A 17188-nucleotide genomic window follows, 5' to 3' on the forward strand; every position below is an offset into this window, starting at 1 on the left:
TCTCATGCTTCAGCGCGCAGTAACGGTCCGCCTGGTGGGCCAAAGGCGTACACTACCGCTCCACGTGTGCGAGGGCTAAATCAGGTCACGGACCGGACTCCGTGGACCGCCCTGCGCCACCACCGGTGAACTCTCCGTCGTCGCGCCGGGAGCGCCGCCGGCCTCGTCGCCGGTGGCTGAGGGTATCGCGAACAGGGTCAGGAAGTATTGCGAAAGCGGCCCGATGGCCAGCGCGTACAGTACCGTGCCCACCCCCACCGAGCCGCCCAGCGCGAATCCCGTGGCCAGCACGGCCACCTCGATCCCGGTCCGCACCAGCCGGACCGACCGGCCGGTGCGCTGATGCAGCCCCGTCATCAGGCCGTCCCGCGGCCCCGGCCCGAACCGCGCCGAGATGTAGAGGCCGGTGGCCGCGCCGCCCACCACGATCGAGACCAGCAGCAGAGGAGCGCGCAGCGCCAGCGCGTCCGGCTGCGGCACGAGCCACAGGGTGGCGTCCACTGTGACTCCGATCACCATCACGTTCGACACCGTGCCGAGCCCCGGCCGCTGCCGCAGCGGAATCCACAGCAGGAGCACGGCGGCCCCGACGATCATCGTCACCGTGCCGAACGACAGCGAGGTGCGCTTGGCGATCCCCTGGTGGAACACGTCCCACGGATCGAGCCCGAGCGCGGCGCGCACCTGGAGCCCCATGCCCACGCCGTACAGCACGAGCCCTCCGTAGAGCTGGACGAGACGACGGGCGAGCCGGGATCCCCCCGAGGGTTCCTTGGACAACGTGTACTCCTGGTGGTGGGTGGCCAGTTCGGCGTGGACTGGTGCCATTGGCCGATGACATGCCACTCTGATGCCTGGAACCAGTCCAGTTCCATGGCCAATCCGGGAAAGGTGGACCGCATCCGATGAGTCCGTGGACCTCCGCGGTGGGGGCACCTCAACTGGCCCGCCTGCTCGGCAACCAGCACACCCGCGACTCCCGGGGCGACGCGACGGTGCCGAGCCCGGCCGACGGCCCGGCCGCGAGCCCCGCCACGTCGCTCAACGGCGGCCGCCGCGTCCCCGCCTACCGCGCGCTCGCCGACGGCGTACGGCTGCTCCTGCTGGAGGGCCGGGTTCCGGTCGCCGCCCGCCTCCCCGCCGAGCGCGAACTCGCCGCGGCGCTCGCCGTCAGCCGCACCACCGTCGCCGCCGCCTACGAGGCGCTGCGCGGCGAGGGGTTCCTGGAGTCGCGGCGCGGCGCGGGCAGCTGGACCGCGATGCCCGCCGGGAGCCCGCTGCCCACCCGCGGACTCGACCCGCTGCCCCCGGAGACCGCCGCCTCCGTCATCGACCTCGGCTGCGCCGCGCTCCCCGCCCCCGAACCCTGGCTGACCCGCGCGACCCGCGGCGCCCTGGAGGAGCTGCCGCCGTACGCCCACACCCACGGCGACTACCCCGCGGGCCTGCCCGCCCTGCGCCAGGCCCTGGCTGACCGCTACACCGCCCGCGGCGTACCGACCATGCCCGAACAGATCATGGTGACCACCGGTGCCATGGGCGCCGTCGCCGCCACCTGTCGGCTCATGGTCCGTCCGGGTGAGCGGGTCGCCGTCGAATCGCCCAGCTACGCCAATGTGCTCCAGCTGATGCGGGAAGCGGGCGCCCGGCTGGTGCCCGTCGCGATGGCCGACCGGCTCGCGGGCTGGGACATCCCCGCCTGGTGCCAGGTCCTCGGTGCCGCCGCGCCGCGCATGGCCTACGTGGTCGCGGACTTCCACAACCCCACCGGCGCGCTCGCCACCGAGGAGCAGCGCCGCGGCCTCGTGGACGCCGCCCGCGCGGCCGGTACCGTCCTGATCGCCGACGAGACCATGTCCGAGCTGCGGCTGGACGACGACATCGAGATGCCCCGGCCGGTCTCCGCGTTCGACCCGGCGGGCAGCACCGTCGTCACCGTCGGCTCCGCGAGCAAGTCGTTCTGGGCCGGGCTGCGCATCGGCTGGGTCCGGGCCGCGCCCGAGGTCGTCCGCAGCCTGGTCGCCGCCCGCGCCTACGCCGACCTGGGCACGCCGGTCATCGAACAGCTCGCCGTCGCCTGGCTGCTGAACACCGGCGGCTGGGAGGAGGCCATCGGGATCCGCCGCGCCCTGGCGCGCGACAACCGGGACGCGCTCGTGGCCGCCGTACGACGCCACCTCCCCGACTGGGAGTTCACCGTCCCGCACGGCGGCCTCACCCTCTGGGCCCGCACCGGCGGCCTCTCCGGGTCCCGCATCGCGGAGGCGGGCGCCCGGCTGGGCGTCCGCGTCCCCTCGGGCCCGCGCTTCGGCGTGGACGGCGCCTTCGAGGGCTACGTCCGGCTCCCCTTCACGGTGGGCGGCGCGGTCGCCGACAAGGCCGCCGAGCGGCTGGCGGCCGCCGCGGACCTGGTGGCGACGGGCGCCACGACGGAGGCGGAGACGCCCCGCACCTGGGTGGCCTGACGCCGAACGCCGCGGAGCCCGGGCGCGGTCACCCCTTCGTGGCCACCATCCGCTCGTCCGGGGAGCCCGCCTCCGGCCCCGGCAGCAGCCGCAGCACCGCCCGCCGCTGTCCCTCGCTCGTCGCGTCGTCGTACGGATCGGGCGTGGCCGGTACCTGGAGCCGGTGCACCGGGCCCGCGCCGAGCCGGGCGTACCCGCGGCCCGCCGGTACCTCCGGCACCGGAGTGGTGGGCGGTGGGGCGCCCAGCGCGGCGGTGGTCTGTTCGAGTGAGGCCGGGCCGAGGACCACCCGGGCGCGGGTGTGGAACCGTACGGCCTCGCTCAGGGCCTCCGTCGCGTCGAGCTGATCGGCCACCACGACCCGTACGTTCGCCGCCCGCCCGTGCCGCAACGGCACCTGGAGCAGCTCCTGCGGATCCGTACGGCCGTCCGCCGCCGCCACATGGCTGAGCGCCGACGGCCGGTCCAGCACGATCCACAGCGGGCGCTGGACGTCCTCCGGCGGCGGGTGGCCGAACTGGCGGGCGCGGTTGGCGGCGAGCAGCCGCCGCTCGGTCTCGTGTCCGGCCCACTCCAGCGTCGCCAGCACCCCGGCGAGCCCGCATTCGACGGCCAGCACCCCGGACCGGCCGCCGAGGCACGCGTATTCGCCGGATCCGCTGCCGTCCACCACCAGCACATCGCCGTGCGGCAGCGCCTGCAGCAGGATGGAGCGGAGCAGCGTGGTGGTGCCGCTGCCGGGGCGGCCGAGCACCAGCAGATGCGGTTCGGTGGAGCGCGGACCGGTGCGCCAGACGACGGGCGGCACGTCCCGGGTCGTCGCCGCGTCGGCCGTATCGTCCGCGTCGGAGCCGTCCGGGTCCTGCGCCGTCTCGTCGTCGATGCCCTCCAGTACCGGCAGGGTCCGCCGCACGGACGACGCGTCCGTGAAGCCGAGCACCGTCTCGCCCGGCGCGGTCACGAAGCGCTGGGCGCAGATCGCGGTGGACAGGGCGGGCAGCACCGCCAGGGTGAGCCGGTTCGCCTCCTCGTCCCAGGTGAACAGGTACTCCCGGTCGCGCCCGGACTTCGCGTACAGCACCTGTTCGATGCGGGCCCGGGGCTCGGCCTCGCCGTCCGTGAAGTACGCGGGGTACCGCAGCAGCAGCCGGGTCAGCCGGCCGTCCTCGTCGAAGTCGAACGACTCGAAGGGGCGCGACCACTCGCCGCCGTGGCTGTAGAGCGGGTCCGGGTCCTCGGCGGCGGCGAAGTACGGCACCAGCGCCTCGTAGATCAGGCGCAGCCGCTCGATCCCGTCGGCGCCGGGCCCGGGGGAGGCGGGGGCGCGCACCCGTCCGGCCCAGCCCGCGGCGCCGAGCAGGCCGATCGCGGAGGCCAGCGGCCCGTACGGCAGCAGGAAGACGACGAACACGCAGGCGGCCGCGACGAAGAACGCGGGCCCCCGCTGTTCGCCCGGAAGCTCGGCCCACCGGCGCCGCCCGCCCGCGGCGAGCACCCGCAGCCCGCGGGAGAGGGCGAACAGCGGGTGGAGCACGTCGGCGGCGCTGTCGGCCGCGGTGCGGGCGAACTCGCGGCCGCGGCGGAACGGGGCGCGCCCGGCGCCGCCGATGCGGAGCCGGGGGAGCGGTGGCAGGCCCACGTCAGATCTTGATCCCGCCCAGCAGACTGGCGAGGCTCGCCCCGCCGGCCTTGATGCTCGGGGCGATGGCGGTGCTCGCGAGGTAGAAGCCGAACAGGGCGCATACGACGCCGTGGGATGCCTTGAGGCCGTCTTTGCGGAAGAAGATGAAGACGACGATGCCGAGCAGGACGACACCGGAAATGGACAGGATCATCTCGGTCTCCTGGCTGGTGGGGGACGCTCACCATGAGTCATTCCAGGGTCACAGCATGTATCCATCCGAGGAAAGGTGCAAATGGGGAGATTGGCAGCGCAAGCGCCACAATGGTCACGTGCCGGTGATCACATGCACAGGTGGCGCGTGTGCGGGTAGCGGCATGCACAGGCAGTGAACGCACAGCTAGCGAAGCCGGAGGCGATACGCGATGAGCGCACCGAACCCCGAGAGCGAGCCCGCTCACGACCCGGAGGTGCTGCAACTGGCGGCCAAGGTCTTCGACCTGGCCCGGCACGGCGACACCGACACCCTCGCCGCCTATGTGGACGCGGGCGTCCCGGCCAACCTCACCAACGACAAGGGGGATTCGCTGCTCATCCTGGCCGCCTACCACGGCCATGCCGCGGCCGTATCCGCCCTGCTGGAGCGGGGTGCCGACCCCAACCGCGTCAACGAGCGGGGGCAGACCCCCATCGCCGGGGCGGCCTTCAAGGGGGAGGAGGAGGTGCTGCGGGTCCTGCTGGCCGCCGGTGCCGACCCGCGCGCGGGCTCGCCTTCGGCGGTCGACACGGCGCGCATGTTCGGGCGGGAGGACCTGCTCGCGCTGTTCGGGCCCGCGGACGCGTAGTTCCGGACTCGTGGCTCCGGGCTCGTGGGTCCGGGCTCGTGGTTCAGGGCTCGTGGTTCCGGGCCGGGCCGATCCTGCCTGTAGATCGAAGGGGGTTGGTCCAGACCTGTTGACATGAGCAGCGCAGCGCTGGAGATTATGCGCGCACCTTCCCTCCCGGAACCGGCCCTCGCGCCGGTTCCGGGACCCCCCACACACAGGAAGGCAATCGGCGCCATGCGAAGGACGCTGCGCACCACCCTGGTCGGCCTGCTCTCGGCAACCGCGCTCGCCGCCACCCCGTGGTTCACCGCCCCGGCCGCGGCCGGACCACCCGCCCCCACCGCCGCTTTCACCGACAACTTCGACGGCCCGGCGGGCGGCGCGGTCGACGCGGGCAAATGGGGTTACGAGACCGGCGACAACGTCAACAACCATGAGCGGCAGTACTACACGGACGGCACCAAGAACGCCGCGCTCGACGGTCAGGGCAACCTCGTCATCACCGCCCGCAAGGAGAACCCCGCCAACTACTCCTGCTGGTACGGCCGCTGCGAGTACACCTCCGCCCGCCTCTCCACCGCCCGTACCTTCACCACCGCCTACGGCCATGTCGAGTCCCGCATGAAACTCCCGCGCGGCCAGGGCATGTGGCCCGCGTTCTGGATGCTCGGCAACGACATCGGCAGCGCGGGCTGGCCCAACTGCGGTGAGATCGACGTCATGGAGAACGTCGGCTACGAGCCGAGCACCGTCCATGGCACGATCCACGGCCCCGGCTACTCCGGCTCGGGCGGCATCGGCGCCGGGTACACCCTGCCGGGCGGGGCGAAGTTCGCCGACGCGTTCCACACGTTCGCCGTCGACTGGTCGCCCAACAAGATCACATGGTCGGTGGACGGCAACGTCTACCAGACCCGCACCCCCGCCGATCTGAACGGCAACCGCTGGGCCTTCGACCACCCCTTCTATCTCATCCTCAACCTCGCGGTCGGCGGCTACTGGCCCGGCGACCCGGACGGCGGCACCACCTTCCCGCAGCAGCTGGTGGTCGACTACGTGAAGGTGACGGGCGGCAACTGACGCCCTGTCCCCGGGCGGTGTCCCCGGGCGGCCGTAACCTTGTCGCCCATGGAGACCATGCCCTTCATGGAGACCTGTGACCGGATCGAGGCCGCCGACGGCCGCATACGGGCCTTCGTCCCCGAGCCCGGCCGTCGCGAGCGCCTGGCGCGCGAGGCGCGGTCGGCGGCCGAGCGGTGGCCCGATCCCGCCGACCGGCCGCCGCTGTACGGGGTGCCGGTGGGCGTCAAGGACATCGTGCACGTCGACGGGCTGCCCACGCGCGCCGGTTCGGCCGTCCCCGCCGAGGCGCTGGCCGGACCACAGGCGTCGCTGATCGACCGGCTGCGGTCGGCGGGCGCGCTGGTGGCGGGCAAGACCGTCACCGCCGAGTTCGCCGTCACCGCGCCCGGCCCGACCCGTAATCCGCACGATGTGGACCACACCCCCGGCGGCTCCAGCAGCGGTTCGGCGGCGGCCGTCGCCGCGGGCATGGTGCCGCTCGCCCTCGGCACGCAGACGATCGGCTCGATGATCCGCCCGGCCGCGTACTGCGGGGTCGTCGGCTTCAAGCCGACCCACGGCCGCATCCCGTCCGACGGCGTCATCCCCAACGCGCCGACCTTCGACACGGTGGGCCTCTTCGCCCCGGACACCGCCGGGCTGAGCGCGGCGGCGGCCGTGCTGTGCGACGACTGGCGGCCGGGGGCGGACGGCGGGGGCCCGGGGGAGGAGCGCCGGCCGTCGCTCGCCGTGCCGACCGGCCCGTATCTCGACCGGGCGGAGGCGGAGGCGGCGCACGCCTTCGAGGAGCAGGCGCGGCGGCTGGCCGACGCCGGATTCCCGGTGCGCCGGATCCCCTTCCCGGCCGACTTCGACGCCCTGGTCGCCCACCAGCGGGTGATCGACCGTTACGAGGTCGCCCGCAGCCATGCCGGGTGGTTCCCGCGCTACGGCGAGCTGTACCGGGAGCAGACCGCCACGAAGATCCGGCGGGGGCAGCAGATCGGCCACGAGGCGTACGCGTCGGCCCTGCGCGGCCGCGACCGGTTCCGGGACCGGCTGCTGGCGGCGATGGACGAGGAGGGCATCGACCTGTGGATCGCCCCGGGCGCCACGGGCCCGGCGCCGCGCGGCCTGGCCTCCACCGGTGACTCGGTCATGTCCCTGCCCTGGAGCGTCGCCGGAGTGCCGGTCCTCGGCCTGCCCGCGGGCCGGGCGGGCAACTCGCTCCCGCTGGGCATGCAGTGCGCGGCCAGGCCGGGGGCGGACGAGCGGCTGCTGCGCTGGGGCCCCGGAATCGAGTTGGTCCTCGGCGGCCCTTCCGCACCCGTATGATCGGTATCCAGTCCCATGTACCGAGTTGGGGGCGCGATGTCTGCCACGTGGTGGCTTATGCAGGGTGAGGCCACGGTCGGCGAGTTACGGCAGTACGGAGTCGACCAGCCGGTATTCCTGTGCCACTTCACGCCCGGCCCGGCGTGGGAGACCGCCCGGGACAAGTTCGAGTCGTGGTCGGCGCTGCGCGGCCCCGACCCCGACGGCAGCCGTACCGCCCAGGTCATCAGATCCATCATGGACCTCGAACTGCGGCTGGTCCCCGCGGACGGCAGCCCCTCGATGGCGCTGTTCACGGAGTGCATCCTGCGGATCGACGGTCACACGGCCCGCTTGCGCTACTGAGAGCCCCGCTGCCCCCGCTGCCGGGCCCTCGCTGACTAGCCGTCCGTCTTGCCGAGGACGAGGACCTGGATGGCCAGCACCGCGGCCCCCCGCGCCCAGTCGTTGAAGTCGGAGACCTTGGTCTCCAGGTCGACCGGATCCGCCAGCGGATGGCGATGGGCGGCGATGGCCCGCTGGATGGTCCCGCCCGCCACGTCGACCAGGCCGACCCCCTCCCCGGCGAGCAGGATCTTCTGCGGCATCGCGAAGTTGGCGATCTGCGCCACCAGGATGCCCAGCCCCCGCGCCGCCTCCTCGATCACCCGGCCCGTGACCGGATCGCCGGACGCCGCCATGGCGAGGATGCCGGGATAGTCGATCTCGCGGCCCAGCGCGGCCTGCACCTGGTAGCGGATGCTGGGGATGGACAGCAGGGCGACCGCGCTGCCGCGCTCCCCGTCCGGGGTGAGGGGGCCGTTCGGATCGATGATCCAGCGCTTCCCGAGGCCGTGGCCGTCCTCCGCGCCGCGGACCAGGGTGCCGCCGATGACCAGGCCGTATCCGATGCCCGCGCCGATCGTGAGCACGACGAAGCGGTCCAGCCCGCGCCCCGCGCCGAACCAGGTCTCGGCCTCGGTGAGGGCCACCACATCGTTCTCCACCACCACCGGCAGCCCGGTGCGCCGCTCCAGCAGCTCGGCGAACGGCACGTCGTCCCAGCCCAGGAAGGCGGAGTCGACGACGGTGGACCGGCCCCGGACATGGCCGCCCACGCCGACGCCGATCCCGGCCAGCCGGGGAAAGTCGCCGCTGAAGTCCTGGACGAGCGCATGCAGGAGATCCACGATCTCCTCGGGGTCATGGGTGCCGAGCGGACGGGTCCGCTGGGCCACGACCTCGCTCTTGAGCGTGGTGACCACCCCGTAGACCGCATCGCCGGTGATCTTGAACCCGGCGAAATAGCGGGACTCGGCCACGATGTCCAGCGGCTGGGAGGGGCGCCCCTGCCCGTTGGGCCTGACCGGGCGGGCCGAGGACGGCCACGCCTCCTCGACCAGCAGCCCGGACTCGATCAGCGGTTTGGTCAGCCGGGTGAGGCTGCCCGCCGAAAGATCCAGCCGCCTGGCGATCTCGCCCCGGGAGAGCGGTCCGTGCATCAGCACCTCGATCGCCACCGCCCGCTCGGCGGGACTCAGCGGTGCCCAACTGGCCGCCAGCGCACTCATCGAGCCGTCTTCATCCACATCCCGGAGCCTATATATGTTTCTCTACGAAAACAATGTCGGGGGTGCGGGCTGTGGACAATCGGGCCACAGCGACTTATGCACAGGTCTTGACAGCTCTATTTTTTCGTCACGAAACTAATCGGCCATGGACCACGTCATGGACAAGGGAGTCTTATGGCCATCGCCTCGCCCCAACGCGAGGGCGCCCGCGGCGACGGGCTGCTCGCGGCGGTATTCATCGCACCCGCCCTCTTCGGGTTCCTCGTCTTCCTCCTCTGGCCCACCCTGCGCGGCATCTATCTGAGCTTCACCCGCTTCAACCTGCTGACCCCGCCCGAGTGGGTGGGCCTGGACAACTACGCGCGCATGGTCAACGACCCGATCTTCTGGGACTCGTTGCGCGTCACCGTCATCTACGTGGTCATGAACATCGGCGTGCAGACCGTCGTCGCCCTGCTCATCGCCGTCCTGATGCAGCGGCTGACCCAGTCGGCGCTGGTGCGCGGCATCGTGCTCACCCCGTACCTGGTCTCGAACGTCGTCACCGGCATCGTCTTCCTGTGGATGCTCGACACCCAGCTCGGCATCGGCAACCAGCTCCTCGGCGCCCTCGGCCTCGGCCACATCGCCTTCTTCGGGAGCCAGGAGTGGGCGATCCCCACCATCGCGCTCGTCAACGTCTGGCGGCATGTGGGCTACACGGCCCTGCTGCTCTTCGCCGGGCTCCAGGCGATCCCCAAGGACATGTACGAGGCGGGGCGGATCGACGGGGCGGGGGAGTGGCGGATGTTCTGGCGGATCTCGCTACCGCTGCTGCGGCCGATCCTCGCGCTCGTGCTCATCATGACCGTCATCGGGTCGTTCCAGGTGTTCGACACCGTCGCGGTCACCACCGCCGGAGGCCCGGCCAACGCCACCAACGTGCTGCAGTACTACATCTACGGCGCCGCGTTCGGGCGCTTCCAGTTCGGCTACGCCTCGGCGATGTCCGTCGCGCTGCTGGTCGTCCTCAGCGTGATCACCATCGTCCAGTACCGGCTCACCAAGGCCGGCCAGACCGACCTCGGCTAGGGAGCCCGTCATGGCATTGGCGACATCCACGAAACTCGGTGCCCCCAGCCCGGCCGCCGCCCGGACCGAGCTCAGGGCGCGGCGCCGCAGGCCCTCGCCCGGCCGCGTCGTCGCCTGGGTCCTCATGGGCGGGGTCATGGTGGTGACACTCTTCCCCTTCTACTGGATCCTGCGGACCGCGCTGTCCACCAACACCGCGCTCGCCGCCCACCCCTCCTCCCTGCTGCCCGTCGACATCAGCCTGGGCGGCTTCGCCCGGGTCTTCGGCCTCCAGAGCACCAAGGACGCCCTCGCCCAGGGCGGCTCCGGCGGCAGCCTCGACTTCTGGCGCTACCTGCTCAACTCGATTCTTGTCTCCACCGTGATCACCGGCTGCCAGGTCCTCTTCTCCGCCATGGCCGCCTACGCCTTCGCCCGCCTCCGCTGGCGCGGCCGGGACACCGTGTTCGGGCTGGTGCTCGCCGGGCTCATGGTGCCCGCCGTCTTCACCCTGCTGCCGAACTTCGTCCTCATCAAGCAGCTCGGCCTGGTCGACAGCCTGCTGGGCATCGCGCTGCCCACGATGTTCATGACGCCGTTCGCCGTCTTCTTCCTCCGCCAGTTCTTCATGAACATCCCCGCCGAGATCGAGGAGGCCGCGCTGCTGGACGGGGCGGGAAAGATCCGGGTCTTCTTCCGGCTCATCCTGCCGATGGCGGGAGCGCCGATCGCGACCCTCGCCGTTCTCACCTATATGACGTCATGGAACGACTACTTCTGGCCGCTCATGGTGTCCTACAGCGACAGCTCCCGGGTGCTCACCGTCGCGCTGAGCATCTTCCGCGCCCAGTCGCCGCAGACCGGGGTGGACTGGGCCGGGCTGATGTCGGCGACGCTGGTCGCCGCGCTCCCGATGCTCCTTCTGTTCGCCGCCTTCGCCCGGCGCATCGTCAACTCCGTCGGCTTCACCGGAATCAAGTAGGAGGCAGCGATGACATCGGCACGGACCCTCCGCGCCCTCCGTACCGCGGTCGCGCTCGGCGGAGCCGGGGCGCTCACCCTCGTGGCGGGCTGCGCACCACAGGGCTCCTCCTCGGTCTCCGCGCAGCGGACCGTCAGCTACTGGCTCTGGGACGCCAATCAGCTGCCCGCCTACCAGGCGTGCGCCAAGGACTTCGAGAAGAAGAACCCCGGGCTCACCGTCAAGATCACCCAGATGGGCTGGGACGACTACTGGACCAAGCTCACGGCCGCCTTCATCGCGGACACCGCGCCCGACGTCTTCACCGACCACGTCTCCAAATTCGCCCAGTTCGCCGACCTCGGGGTGCTCGCCCCGCTCGATGAGCTGCCCGGCACCAAGGGCATCGAGAACGCCGACTACCAGCCCGGTCTCGGCGCCTCGTGGATCGGGCAGGACGGCCATCGCTACGGCGCCCCGAAGGACTGGGACACCGTCGGCTTCTTCTACAACAAGAAGATGACCAAGGCGGCCGGGGTCTCGGACAAGAAGCTCAACTCGCTCGCCTGGAACCCCCGGGACGGCGGCAGCTTCGAGAAGACGATCGCCCATCTCACCGTCGACCGGAACGGGGTCCGGGGCGACGAGCCGGGCTTCGACAAGAACCACGTACGCACCTACGGCCTCGCCACCAACGACGCGGGCCAATCGGACGGCCAGACCCAGTGGAGCGCCTTCGCCGCCTCGGCCGGCTGGCGCTACACCGACAAGCGGCAGTGGGGCGATCACTACAACTACGACAAGCCCGCCTTCAAGGACGCCATCCGCTGGTACTTCGGGCTCGCGAAGAAGGGCTACCTCGCGCCGTTCACGGACTTCTCCGAATCCAACGGCCCGGAGGTGCAGCTCGGGGCGAAGAAGGCCGCCCTCGCGATGCACGGCTCCTGGATGATCTCCACATTCGCCGGGCTGAAGGGAGTCGACGTCGGTACCGCTCTGACCCCTGTCGGTCCGTCGGGTCACCGCGCCACCATGATGAACGGCCTCGCCGACTCCATCAGCAAGCACGCGAAGAACAAGGAGGGTGCCGAGAAGTGGGTGGCCTATCTCGCCTCGAACGCATGCCAGAAGACGGTCGGTGACCACGGCATCGTCTTCCCCGCGACCCGGGCGGGCACGGCGGCGGCCGTGGCCGCGTACCGGAAGGACGGCATCGACACGACGGCCTTCACCAAGCCCGTCGCCGACCGCACCACCTTTCCCTTCCCCATCACCGACTACGCCGCCGACGTCAGCGCCCTGATGACCCCCGCGATGCAGGACATCTACGCCAACGGGGCCTCCGTCCCGGGCGTGCTCGACCGCACCAACCAGCAGATCAACTTCCTCTTCGACCAGGACCGATGAAAGGGCCCTCCATGCCGTTCACCCTTGGCATCGTCGGCGCCGGGCAGTTCGCCGGCCAGTTCGCCAAGCTCTTCCAGGCCCACCCGGGCGTCGGGGACGTCACCGTCACCGATCTGCTGCCCGAGCGCGCGGACCGGCTGGTCTCCCAGTACGGGCTGGCCGGGACCCACTCCTCGTTCGAGGCCATGCTGGAATCCGATGTGGACGCCGTCGCGCTGTTCACCCAGCGCTGGACCCACGGCCCCCTCGTCGTCCGGGCCCTGCGCGCCGGAAAGCATGTGTACTCCGCCGTGCCGATGGCGGTCAGCGAGGAGGAGATCGCGGCCATCATCGAGGCCGTCCGGGAGACCGGGCTGACGTACATGATGGGCGAGACCAGCCAGTACAACCCGGCCACCGTCTACGCCCGGGAGAAGGTCACCGAGGGCGGCTTCGGGCGGCTCTTCTACGCCGAGGGCGACTACGTCCACGACATGGACCTCGGCTTCTACGAGGCGTACCAGTACAGCGGCGGCGAGAACTGGAAGTCCACCGCGAGCTATCCGCCGCTGCTCTACCCCACCCACTCGGTCGGCGGGGTGCTGGGCGCCTGGCGGACGCACGCGGTGAGCGTGTCCGCGATAGGCGTCCGGGACGAGCGGGGAGACGGGGTCTTCGACCAGGAGGTCAGCCAGTTCGACAACGACTTCTCCAACGCGACCGCGCTCTTCGAGGCCGCCGGGGGCGGGTCGTTCCGTATCAACGAGTTCCGGCGGGTGGGCTACCCCTCGCACATCCGTGAGTCGCGGTTCCGCTTCTTCGGCACCGAGGGCAGTCTCGAACAGCTCGCCACCGTCAGCTTCTGGCAGGACAAGAAGGGCGTGCAGGACGTGTCCGCGCACCTCCAGCCCGCGCCGACGCTGTCGCCCGACGATCCGTCGCTCGCCGAGGTCGCCCCCGCGCTGCGGGACGCCTTCACCTCGGGCAGCGCGCCCGTGCACGACCGCTCGGGGCTGCCGAAGGAGTTCGCCGAGCTGCCCAACGGGCACGAGGGCAGCCACCACTTCCTCGTCGACGACTTCGTCACCGCCGTCAACACCCGCACCCTGCCCACGGTGAACGCCTGGGTCGCGGCCCGCTACACCCTGCCGGGCATCGTCGCCCACCGGTCCGCGCTCCAGGGCGGCGTCCGCCTGGACATACCGGACTTCGGTGACGCCCCCGCGTAACCGGCGTAACGAGGAGCCGGACCGCCGGGGGCATCGCCCCACGGGGCGGCGGTCCGGCCGTATAGCTTGATCCTCATGGACATCGGTGATGTGGTCGAGGACTTCGAACTTCCGGACGAGAGCGGCGCCACGCGTACCCTGAGCGGGCTGCTCGCGGACGGCCCGGTCGTGCTGTTCTTCTATCCGGCGGCCTTCACGCCCGGCTGCACGAAGCAGGCATGCCACTTCCGCGACATCGCGGCGGAGTTCAAGGAGCTGGGCGCCCAGCCGGTCGGTGTGAGCGCCGATGTGGTCGAAAAGCAGGCGGAGTTCGCCCGTGCGTACTCCTTCGGCTATCCGCTGCTGTCGGATCCGGAGGGGACGGTACGGGAGCGGTTCGGGGTGAAGCGCGGTATCGCGGCCGTGCCGACCAAGCGGGTCACCTTTGTGATCGACACCGACCGCCGGGTGCTGGAGATCGTCAAGAGCGAGTTCCGGATGGGGGTGCACGCGGACCGGGCGCTCGACGCGCTCCGGCGCCGGGCGGCGGCGTCCCCGGGGGACCCGGCGCAGAACTGAAAACACTTGCACGGGCGGCGTGTTGGGTCGCCCGGCAAACCTTGGTGAGACCTCTAGCAAGCGCTTGCCGAGCGGCGTAGGGTCGGGCCGCCCGACCCTACGCCCCGCCATCGGCGCCCGCCGCACGCGCCGAGCTGAGGAGCCTGAAATGAGACGCGCCGGTACCGCACTGCTGGCCGCCACCGCCTGCCTCGCCCTGCTGCCCGGCGCCCCGGCGTGGGCCGGACCCTCCGGCCACCACCCCGGCGACCGCCCCGGTCACGGACTCCGGAACTGCACCGGCACCGCCCCCGTCGTCTGCCACTTCGACGTCGCCCCGGGGACGTACGACGTCACGGCCGTCCTCGGCGGTGCCGACGCGGGCAGCACCGCCGTGACCGCCGAGTCGCGGCGCACGCTGCTGCCCGCCACACCGACCGCCGCCCGGCAGCGGCTGACGAGGACCTTCACCGTCGATGTGCGCGAACCGGAAGGAGAGCCGACCGGCCCGAGCGGATCCCCCGGGCTCGATCTCTCCTTCGGCGGCGACGCGCCCCGCCTCGCCGGTCTCAAGGTCACCGCGAGCCGCCGTACGCAGCTCTTCCTCGCCGGGGACTCGACCGCCTGCGATCAGATCGCCGCCCCGTACACCGGCTGGGGGCAGCAGCTGCCGCAGTTCTTCCGCAAGGGCCTGTCGGTCGCCAACTACGCCGACTCCGGCGAGGGTTCCGGCTCCTTCCTCGCCGACCCCCGGCTCTTTCCCACCATGCGGCCACTGATCCGCAAGGGCGACACCGTGCTGATCCAGTTCGCCCACAACGACAAGCAGACGACCGCCGCCGACTACCGCGCCAACCTCACCACGCTGCTCGACGGAGTGCGGGCGCGCGGCGGCAAGCCCGTCCTCGTCACGCCCATCGTGCGCCGCTGGTTCAACGAGGACGGCACCCTCGACAACGGCACCGCACTGCACATCAACGGCCTCGGCGTGAACCTGCCCGCCGAGATGCGCGCCCTCGCCGCCGAGCGGCGCGTCCCCCTCGTCGACCTCACCGCCCTCACCCGGCAGCTGGTGGAACGGCTCGGCCCGGAGGACTCCAAGGCGCTCTACCTCTACAACGAGGCCCGGGACAACACCCACACCTCCGCCCAGGGCGCCACCGAGTTCGCCCGGCTCGTGCTCGGCGAGCTGCGCGCCCAGCGTCTGGTCCCCGGCGGGGTGATCCGGTGACGTACCTCCAAGAACCCCAGGGGCCCCAGGGGGCTCTCCCCTTCCCGCTGCCCGCCGAGGACCGCGCCACCAGCCCGTACACCGGCTGGACCCGCGCCCACTGGGAGGCCGCCGCCGACGGGCTGCTCGCCGCCGTCACCCCGTACGCCACCCCCGGCCGGGCCCTCTACCAGCTGCCGGGCCTCCGGCCGAGCTGGTCGGGCGCCCGCTCCGATGGACTCGAAGGATTCGCCCGCACCTTCCTGCTGGCCGCGTTCCGCGTCGCGGGCGCGCGCGGCGCCGACCCGCACGGCCTGCTGGAGCGGTACGCGGACGGCTTCGCCACCGGCACCCGGCGGCCCGGCGGTGACGGCCCCGAGGACTGGCCCCGGATCGCCGACCGGAGCCAGCCCCTGGTCGAATCGGCCTCGATCGCGCTCGGGCTGCGGATCACCCGCCCCTGGCTGTGGGACCGGCTGGACGACGGCGTACGCCAGCGCGTCGGCGCCTGGCTCACGGACGCGCTCACCGCCACCCCCGTGCCCACCAACTGGGAGCTGTTCCCGGTGGCCGTCGGCGGCTTCCTCGCCGAGGCCGACGTGACACCGGAGGCCGCCCGCGCCGCCGTATCCCGGGGCCTGGAGCGCATCGAGCCCTGGTACACGGGCGACGGCTGGTACAGCGACGGCGCCAACCGCGCCTTCGACTACTACAACGGCTGGGCCCTGCACCTCTATCCCGCCCTGGAGGCATGGCTGTCCGGCGGCGCCGAACGGCTCGCCCGCTACGGGCAGCGGCTGGCCGCCCATCTCGCCGACTACGCCCATCTCTTCGGCGGCGACGGCGCCCCGCTCCACCAGGGCCGCTCGCTCATCTACCGGTTCGCCGCCGCCGCCCCGCTGTGGCTCGGGGCCCTCACCGGGCACACCCCGCTCGCCCCCGGCACCACCCGCCGCCTCGCCTCCGGCGCCCTGCGCTACTTCCTCGACCGGGGCGCGGCATCCGGCAGCGGGCTGCTGTCGCCGGGCTGGCACGGCCGGTACGAGGGCCTGGCGCAGCCCTACTCCGGCCCCGCGTCCCCCTATTGGGCCGCCAAGGGCTTCCTCGGGCTGCTGCTCCCGGACGACCACGCGGTGTGGACGGCGCGCGAGGAGCCGGGGCCCGCCACCGCCGACGGCGACGTCGTCCGCGCGGTGTCCGGACCGAACTGGCTGCTCCAGTCCACCGCGGCCGACGGCCTCGTACGCCTCCACAACCACGGCAGCGAACACCTTCCGCCGCCCGGCGACCCCGACCAGGACGACCCGTACTACGCCCGGCTCGCCTACTCCACGGCCACCGGCCCCGTCCCCTACGGTGCCGCGCCCGACAACCACTTCGGCCTGCTGAGCGGCGACCGCGTCTCCCTGCGGACCCACCTGGAGCCCCTGGGCGCGGGTGAGGGCTGGGCCGCCTCCCGCCATCGCGCCCGGGTGGTGGGGGAGGAGCGGCCGGACGAGGTCCGGATCACCGGCCTGGTGCTGGCGCACGGCGCCGCGGAGATCCGCGTCCATCTGGTGGCGGGCGCGGCCCCGGGCCACGCCGTACGCCAGACAGGCTGGGCGGCGTCCCCGGACGACGGACCGTGCTCCGAACTCCTCCCGCTGCACGGCCTGCTGACCGCGGATCCGCTGCCCGCCGCCGACACGGCCTTCACCGGCCGTGCCGTCGCCCCCGCCCTCACCGGCGAGACCACCGGCTGCGCCGCCGGTGACCTGTTCGTCTGCCTGGCCCGGCTGACGGCCGAACCGGATCCGCCCCCGCTCAAGACGCTGGCCCGCGTGGACGTGGCGCCCGCCGCCGGGGGCTACGAGGTCCGGGTCGCCTGGTGGGACGGCGCCGCCTACCGTGCCCGTCTGTCGGCGGAGGAGGTACGGGTCGACCCGTCGATCCCCGCGCCGGCCGGCCGGAGCTGA

Annotated in this window: 16 protein-coding genes; 12 read left to right on the plus strand and 4 right to left on the minus strand. The window is 72.2% G+C overall.

The genetic code is table 11. The features are described 5' to 3' along the window. Positions 1–75: 75 nt before the first annotated feature. Positions 76–828: a membrane protein YczE gene (yczE, locus tag ACZ59A_RS36395; protein WP_470967830.1), complete on the minus strand. Its 753-nt coding sequence runs from the start codon at positions 826–828 to the stop codon at positions 76–78. A 77-nt stretch (positions 829–905) separates the two neighbouring features. Here yczE and ACZ59A_RS36400 point away from each other — a divergent pair, with 77 nt between their 5' ends. Continuing rightward, complete coding sequence (locus tag ACZ59A_RS36400) at positions 906–2465, plus strand: SCO1417 family PLP biosynthesis transcription factor (protein ID WP_470967832.1); 1560 nt, start codon at positions 906–908, stop codon at positions 2463–2465. A gap of 28 nt (positions 2466–2493) precedes the next feature. Here the strand turns inward: ACZ59A_RS36400 and ACZ59A_RS36405 are convergent, their stop codons facing one another. Then, positions 2494–4104 (minus strand): hypothetical protein, encoded by a 1611-nt coding sequence (locus ACZ59A_RS36405; protein WP_470967835.1) that lies wholly within the window; start codon positions 4102–4104, stop codon positions 2494–2496. 1 nt (position 4105) lies between these two features. Continuing rightward, on the minus strand, positions 4106–4300 hold the full coding sequence (locus ACZ59A_RS36410; RefSeq protein WP_039936790.1) for a hypothetical protein: 195 nt from the start codon (positions 4298–4300) through the stop codon (positions 4106–4108). A 211-nt stretch (positions 4301–4511) separates the two neighbouring features. Between ACZ59A_RS36410 and ACZ59A_RS36415 the strand changes: the two genes are divergently transcribed. The 4 genes from ACZ59A_RS36415 (at position 4512) to ACZ59A_RS36430 (ending at position 7655) form a co-directional block, all read left to right on the plus strand. After that, a complete protein-coding gene (locus ACZ59A_RS36415; protein WP_470967838.1) occupies positions 4512–4931 on the plus strand; it encodes an ankyrin repeat domain-containing protein in 420 nt (139 codons plus the stop codon). 216 nt (positions 4932–5147) lie between these two features. After that, the gene (locus ACZ59A_RS36420; RefSeq protein WP_470967841.1) at positions 5148–5993 is read left to right on the plus strand and encodes a glycoside hydrolase family 16 protein; all 846 of its coding nucleotides are present in this window, start codon (positions 5148–5150) and stop codon (positions 5991–5993) included. A gap of 48 nt (positions 5994–6041) precedes the next feature. Further along, positions 6042–7310 (plus strand): amidase, encoded by a 1269-nt coding sequence (locus ACZ59A_RS36425; RefSeq protein WP_470967843.1) that lies wholly within the window; start codon positions 6042–6044, stop codon positions 7308–7310. 36 nt (positions 7311–7346) lie between these two features. Then, entirely contained in the window at positions 7347–7655 is a 309-nt protein-coding gene (locus ACZ59A_RS36430) for a hypothetical protein (protein WP_470967846.1), read from the plus strand. Between the two features lie 35 nt (positions 7656–7690). On the opposite strand, the gene ACZ59A_RS36435 is transcribed toward ACZ59A_RS36430, so the two are convergent. Then, positions 7691–8860 (minus strand): ROK family transcriptional regulator, encoded by a 1170-nt coding sequence (locus ACZ59A_RS36435; protein WP_470968133.1) that lies wholly within the window; start codon positions 8858–8860, stop codon positions 7691–7693. Between the two features lie 174 nt (positions 8861–9034). Between ACZ59A_RS36435 and ACZ59A_RS36440 the strand changes: the two genes are divergently transcribed. From ACZ59A_RS36440 to ACZ59A_RS36470, 7 genes are all read left to right on the plus strand, one after another. Beyond that, positions 9035–9931: a carbohydrate ABC transporter permease gene (locus tag ACZ59A_RS36440; RefSeq protein WP_470967848.1), complete on the plus strand. Its 897-nt coding sequence runs from the start codon at positions 9035–9037 to the stop codon at positions 9929–9931. 10 nt (positions 9932–9941) lie between these two features. Beyond that, entirely contained in the window at positions 9942–10892 is a 951-nt protein-coding gene (locus ACZ59A_RS36445) for a carbohydrate ABC transporter permease (RefSeq protein ID WP_470967851.1), read from the plus strand. Positions 10893–10901: 9 nt separating this feature from the next. After that, entirely contained in the window at positions 10902–12278 is a 1377-nt protein-coding gene (locus ACZ59A_RS36450; protein ID WP_470967854.1) for an ABC transporter substrate-binding protein, read from the plus strand. An 11-nt stretch (positions 12279–12289) separates the two neighbouring features. Further along, entirely contained in the window at positions 12290–13486 is a 1197-nt protein-coding gene (locus ACZ59A_RS36455; RefSeq protein ID WP_470967857.1) for a Gfo/Idh/MocA family protein, read from the plus strand. A gap of 75 nt (positions 13487–13561) precedes the next feature. After that, positions 13562–14044 carry a peroxiredoxin gene (locus ACZ59A_RS36460; RefSeq protein WP_470967860.1) on the plus strand — a complete coding sequence of 161 codons (483 nt, stop codon included), beginning with the start codon at positions 13562–13564 and terminating at the stop codon, positions 14042–14044. 148 nt (positions 14045–14192) lie between these two features. Beyond that, positions 14193–15254 carry a rhamnogalacturonan acetylesterase gene (locus ACZ59A_RS36465; RefSeq protein ID WP_470967863.1) on the plus strand — a complete coding sequence of 354 codons (1062 nt, stop codon included), beginning with the start codon at positions 14193–14195 and terminating at the stop codon, positions 15252–15254. Next, on the plus strand, positions 15251–17188 hold the full coding sequence (locus ACZ59A_RS36470) for a DUF2264 domain-containing protein (RefSeq protein ID WP_470967866.1): 1938 nt from the start codon (positions 15251–15253) through the stop codon (positions 17186–17188). Before ACZ59A_RS36465 ends, ACZ59A_RS36470 begins: the two co-directional genes overlap by 4 nt.

The sequence above is a fragment of the Streptomyces sp. NPDC040405 genome, from assembly GCF_055595765.1.

Bases quoted from the DNA above. Each gene is read 5' to 3' on its own strand.
- ACZ59A_RS36450 (WP_470967854.1), top strand. From the start codon at position 10,902: ATGACATCGGCACGGACCCTCCGCGCCCTCCGTACCGCGGTCGCGCTC.
- ACZ59A_RS36445 (WP_470967851.1), top strand. From the start codon at position 9,942: ATGGCATTGGCGACATCCACGAAACTCGGTGCCCCCAGCCCGGCCGCC.
- ACZ59A_RS36455 (WP_470967857.1), top strand. From the start codon at position 12,290: ATGCCGTTCACCCTTGGCATCGTCGGCGCCGGGCAGTTCGCCGGCCAG.
- ACZ59A_RS36415 (WP_470967838.1), top strand. From the start codon at position 4,512: ATGAGCGCACCGAACCCCGAGAGCGAGCCCGCTCACGACCCGGAGGTG.
- ACZ59A_RS36425 (WP_470967843.1), top strand. From the start codon at position 6,042: ATGGAGACCATGCCCTTCATGGAGACCTGTGACCGGATCGAGGCCGCC.
- ACZ59A_RS36460 (WP_470967860.1), top strand. From the start codon at position 13,562: ATGGACATCGGTGATGTGGTCGAGGACTTCGAACTTCCGGACGAGAGC.
- ACZ59A_RS36410 (WP_039936790.1), bottom strand. From the start codon at position 4,300: ATGATCCTGTCCATTTCCGGTGTCGTCCTGCTCGGCATCGTCGTCTTC.
- ACZ59A_RS36435 (WP_470968133.1), bottom strand. From the start codon at position 8,860: ATGAGTGCGCTGGCGGCCAGTTGGGCACCGCTGAGTCCCGCCGAGCGG.
- ACZ59A_RS36420 (WP_470967841.1), top strand. From the start codon at position 5,148: ATGCGAAGGACGCTGCGCACCACCCTGGTCGGCCTGCTCTCGGCAACC.
- ACZ59A_RS36440 (WP_470967848.1), top strand. From the start codon at position 9,035: ATGGCCATCGCCTCGCCCCAACGCGAGGGCGCCCGCGGCGACGGGCTG.
- yczE (WP_470967830.1), bottom strand. From the start codon at position 828: ATGGCACCAGTCCACGCCGAACTGGCCACCCACCACCAGGAGTACACG.
- ACZ59A_RS36400 (WP_470967832.1), top strand. From the start codon at position 906: ATGAGTCCGTGGACCTCCGCGGTGGGGGCACCTCAACTGGCCCGCCTG.
- ACZ59A_RS36430 (WP_470967846.1), top strand. From the start codon at position 7,347: ATGTCTGCCACGTGGTGGCTTATGCAGGGTGAGGCCACGGTCGGCGAG.
- ACZ59A_RS36465 (WP_470967863.1), top strand. From the start codon at position 14,193: ATGAGACGCGCCGGTACCGCACTGCTGGCCGCCACCGCCTGCCTCGCC.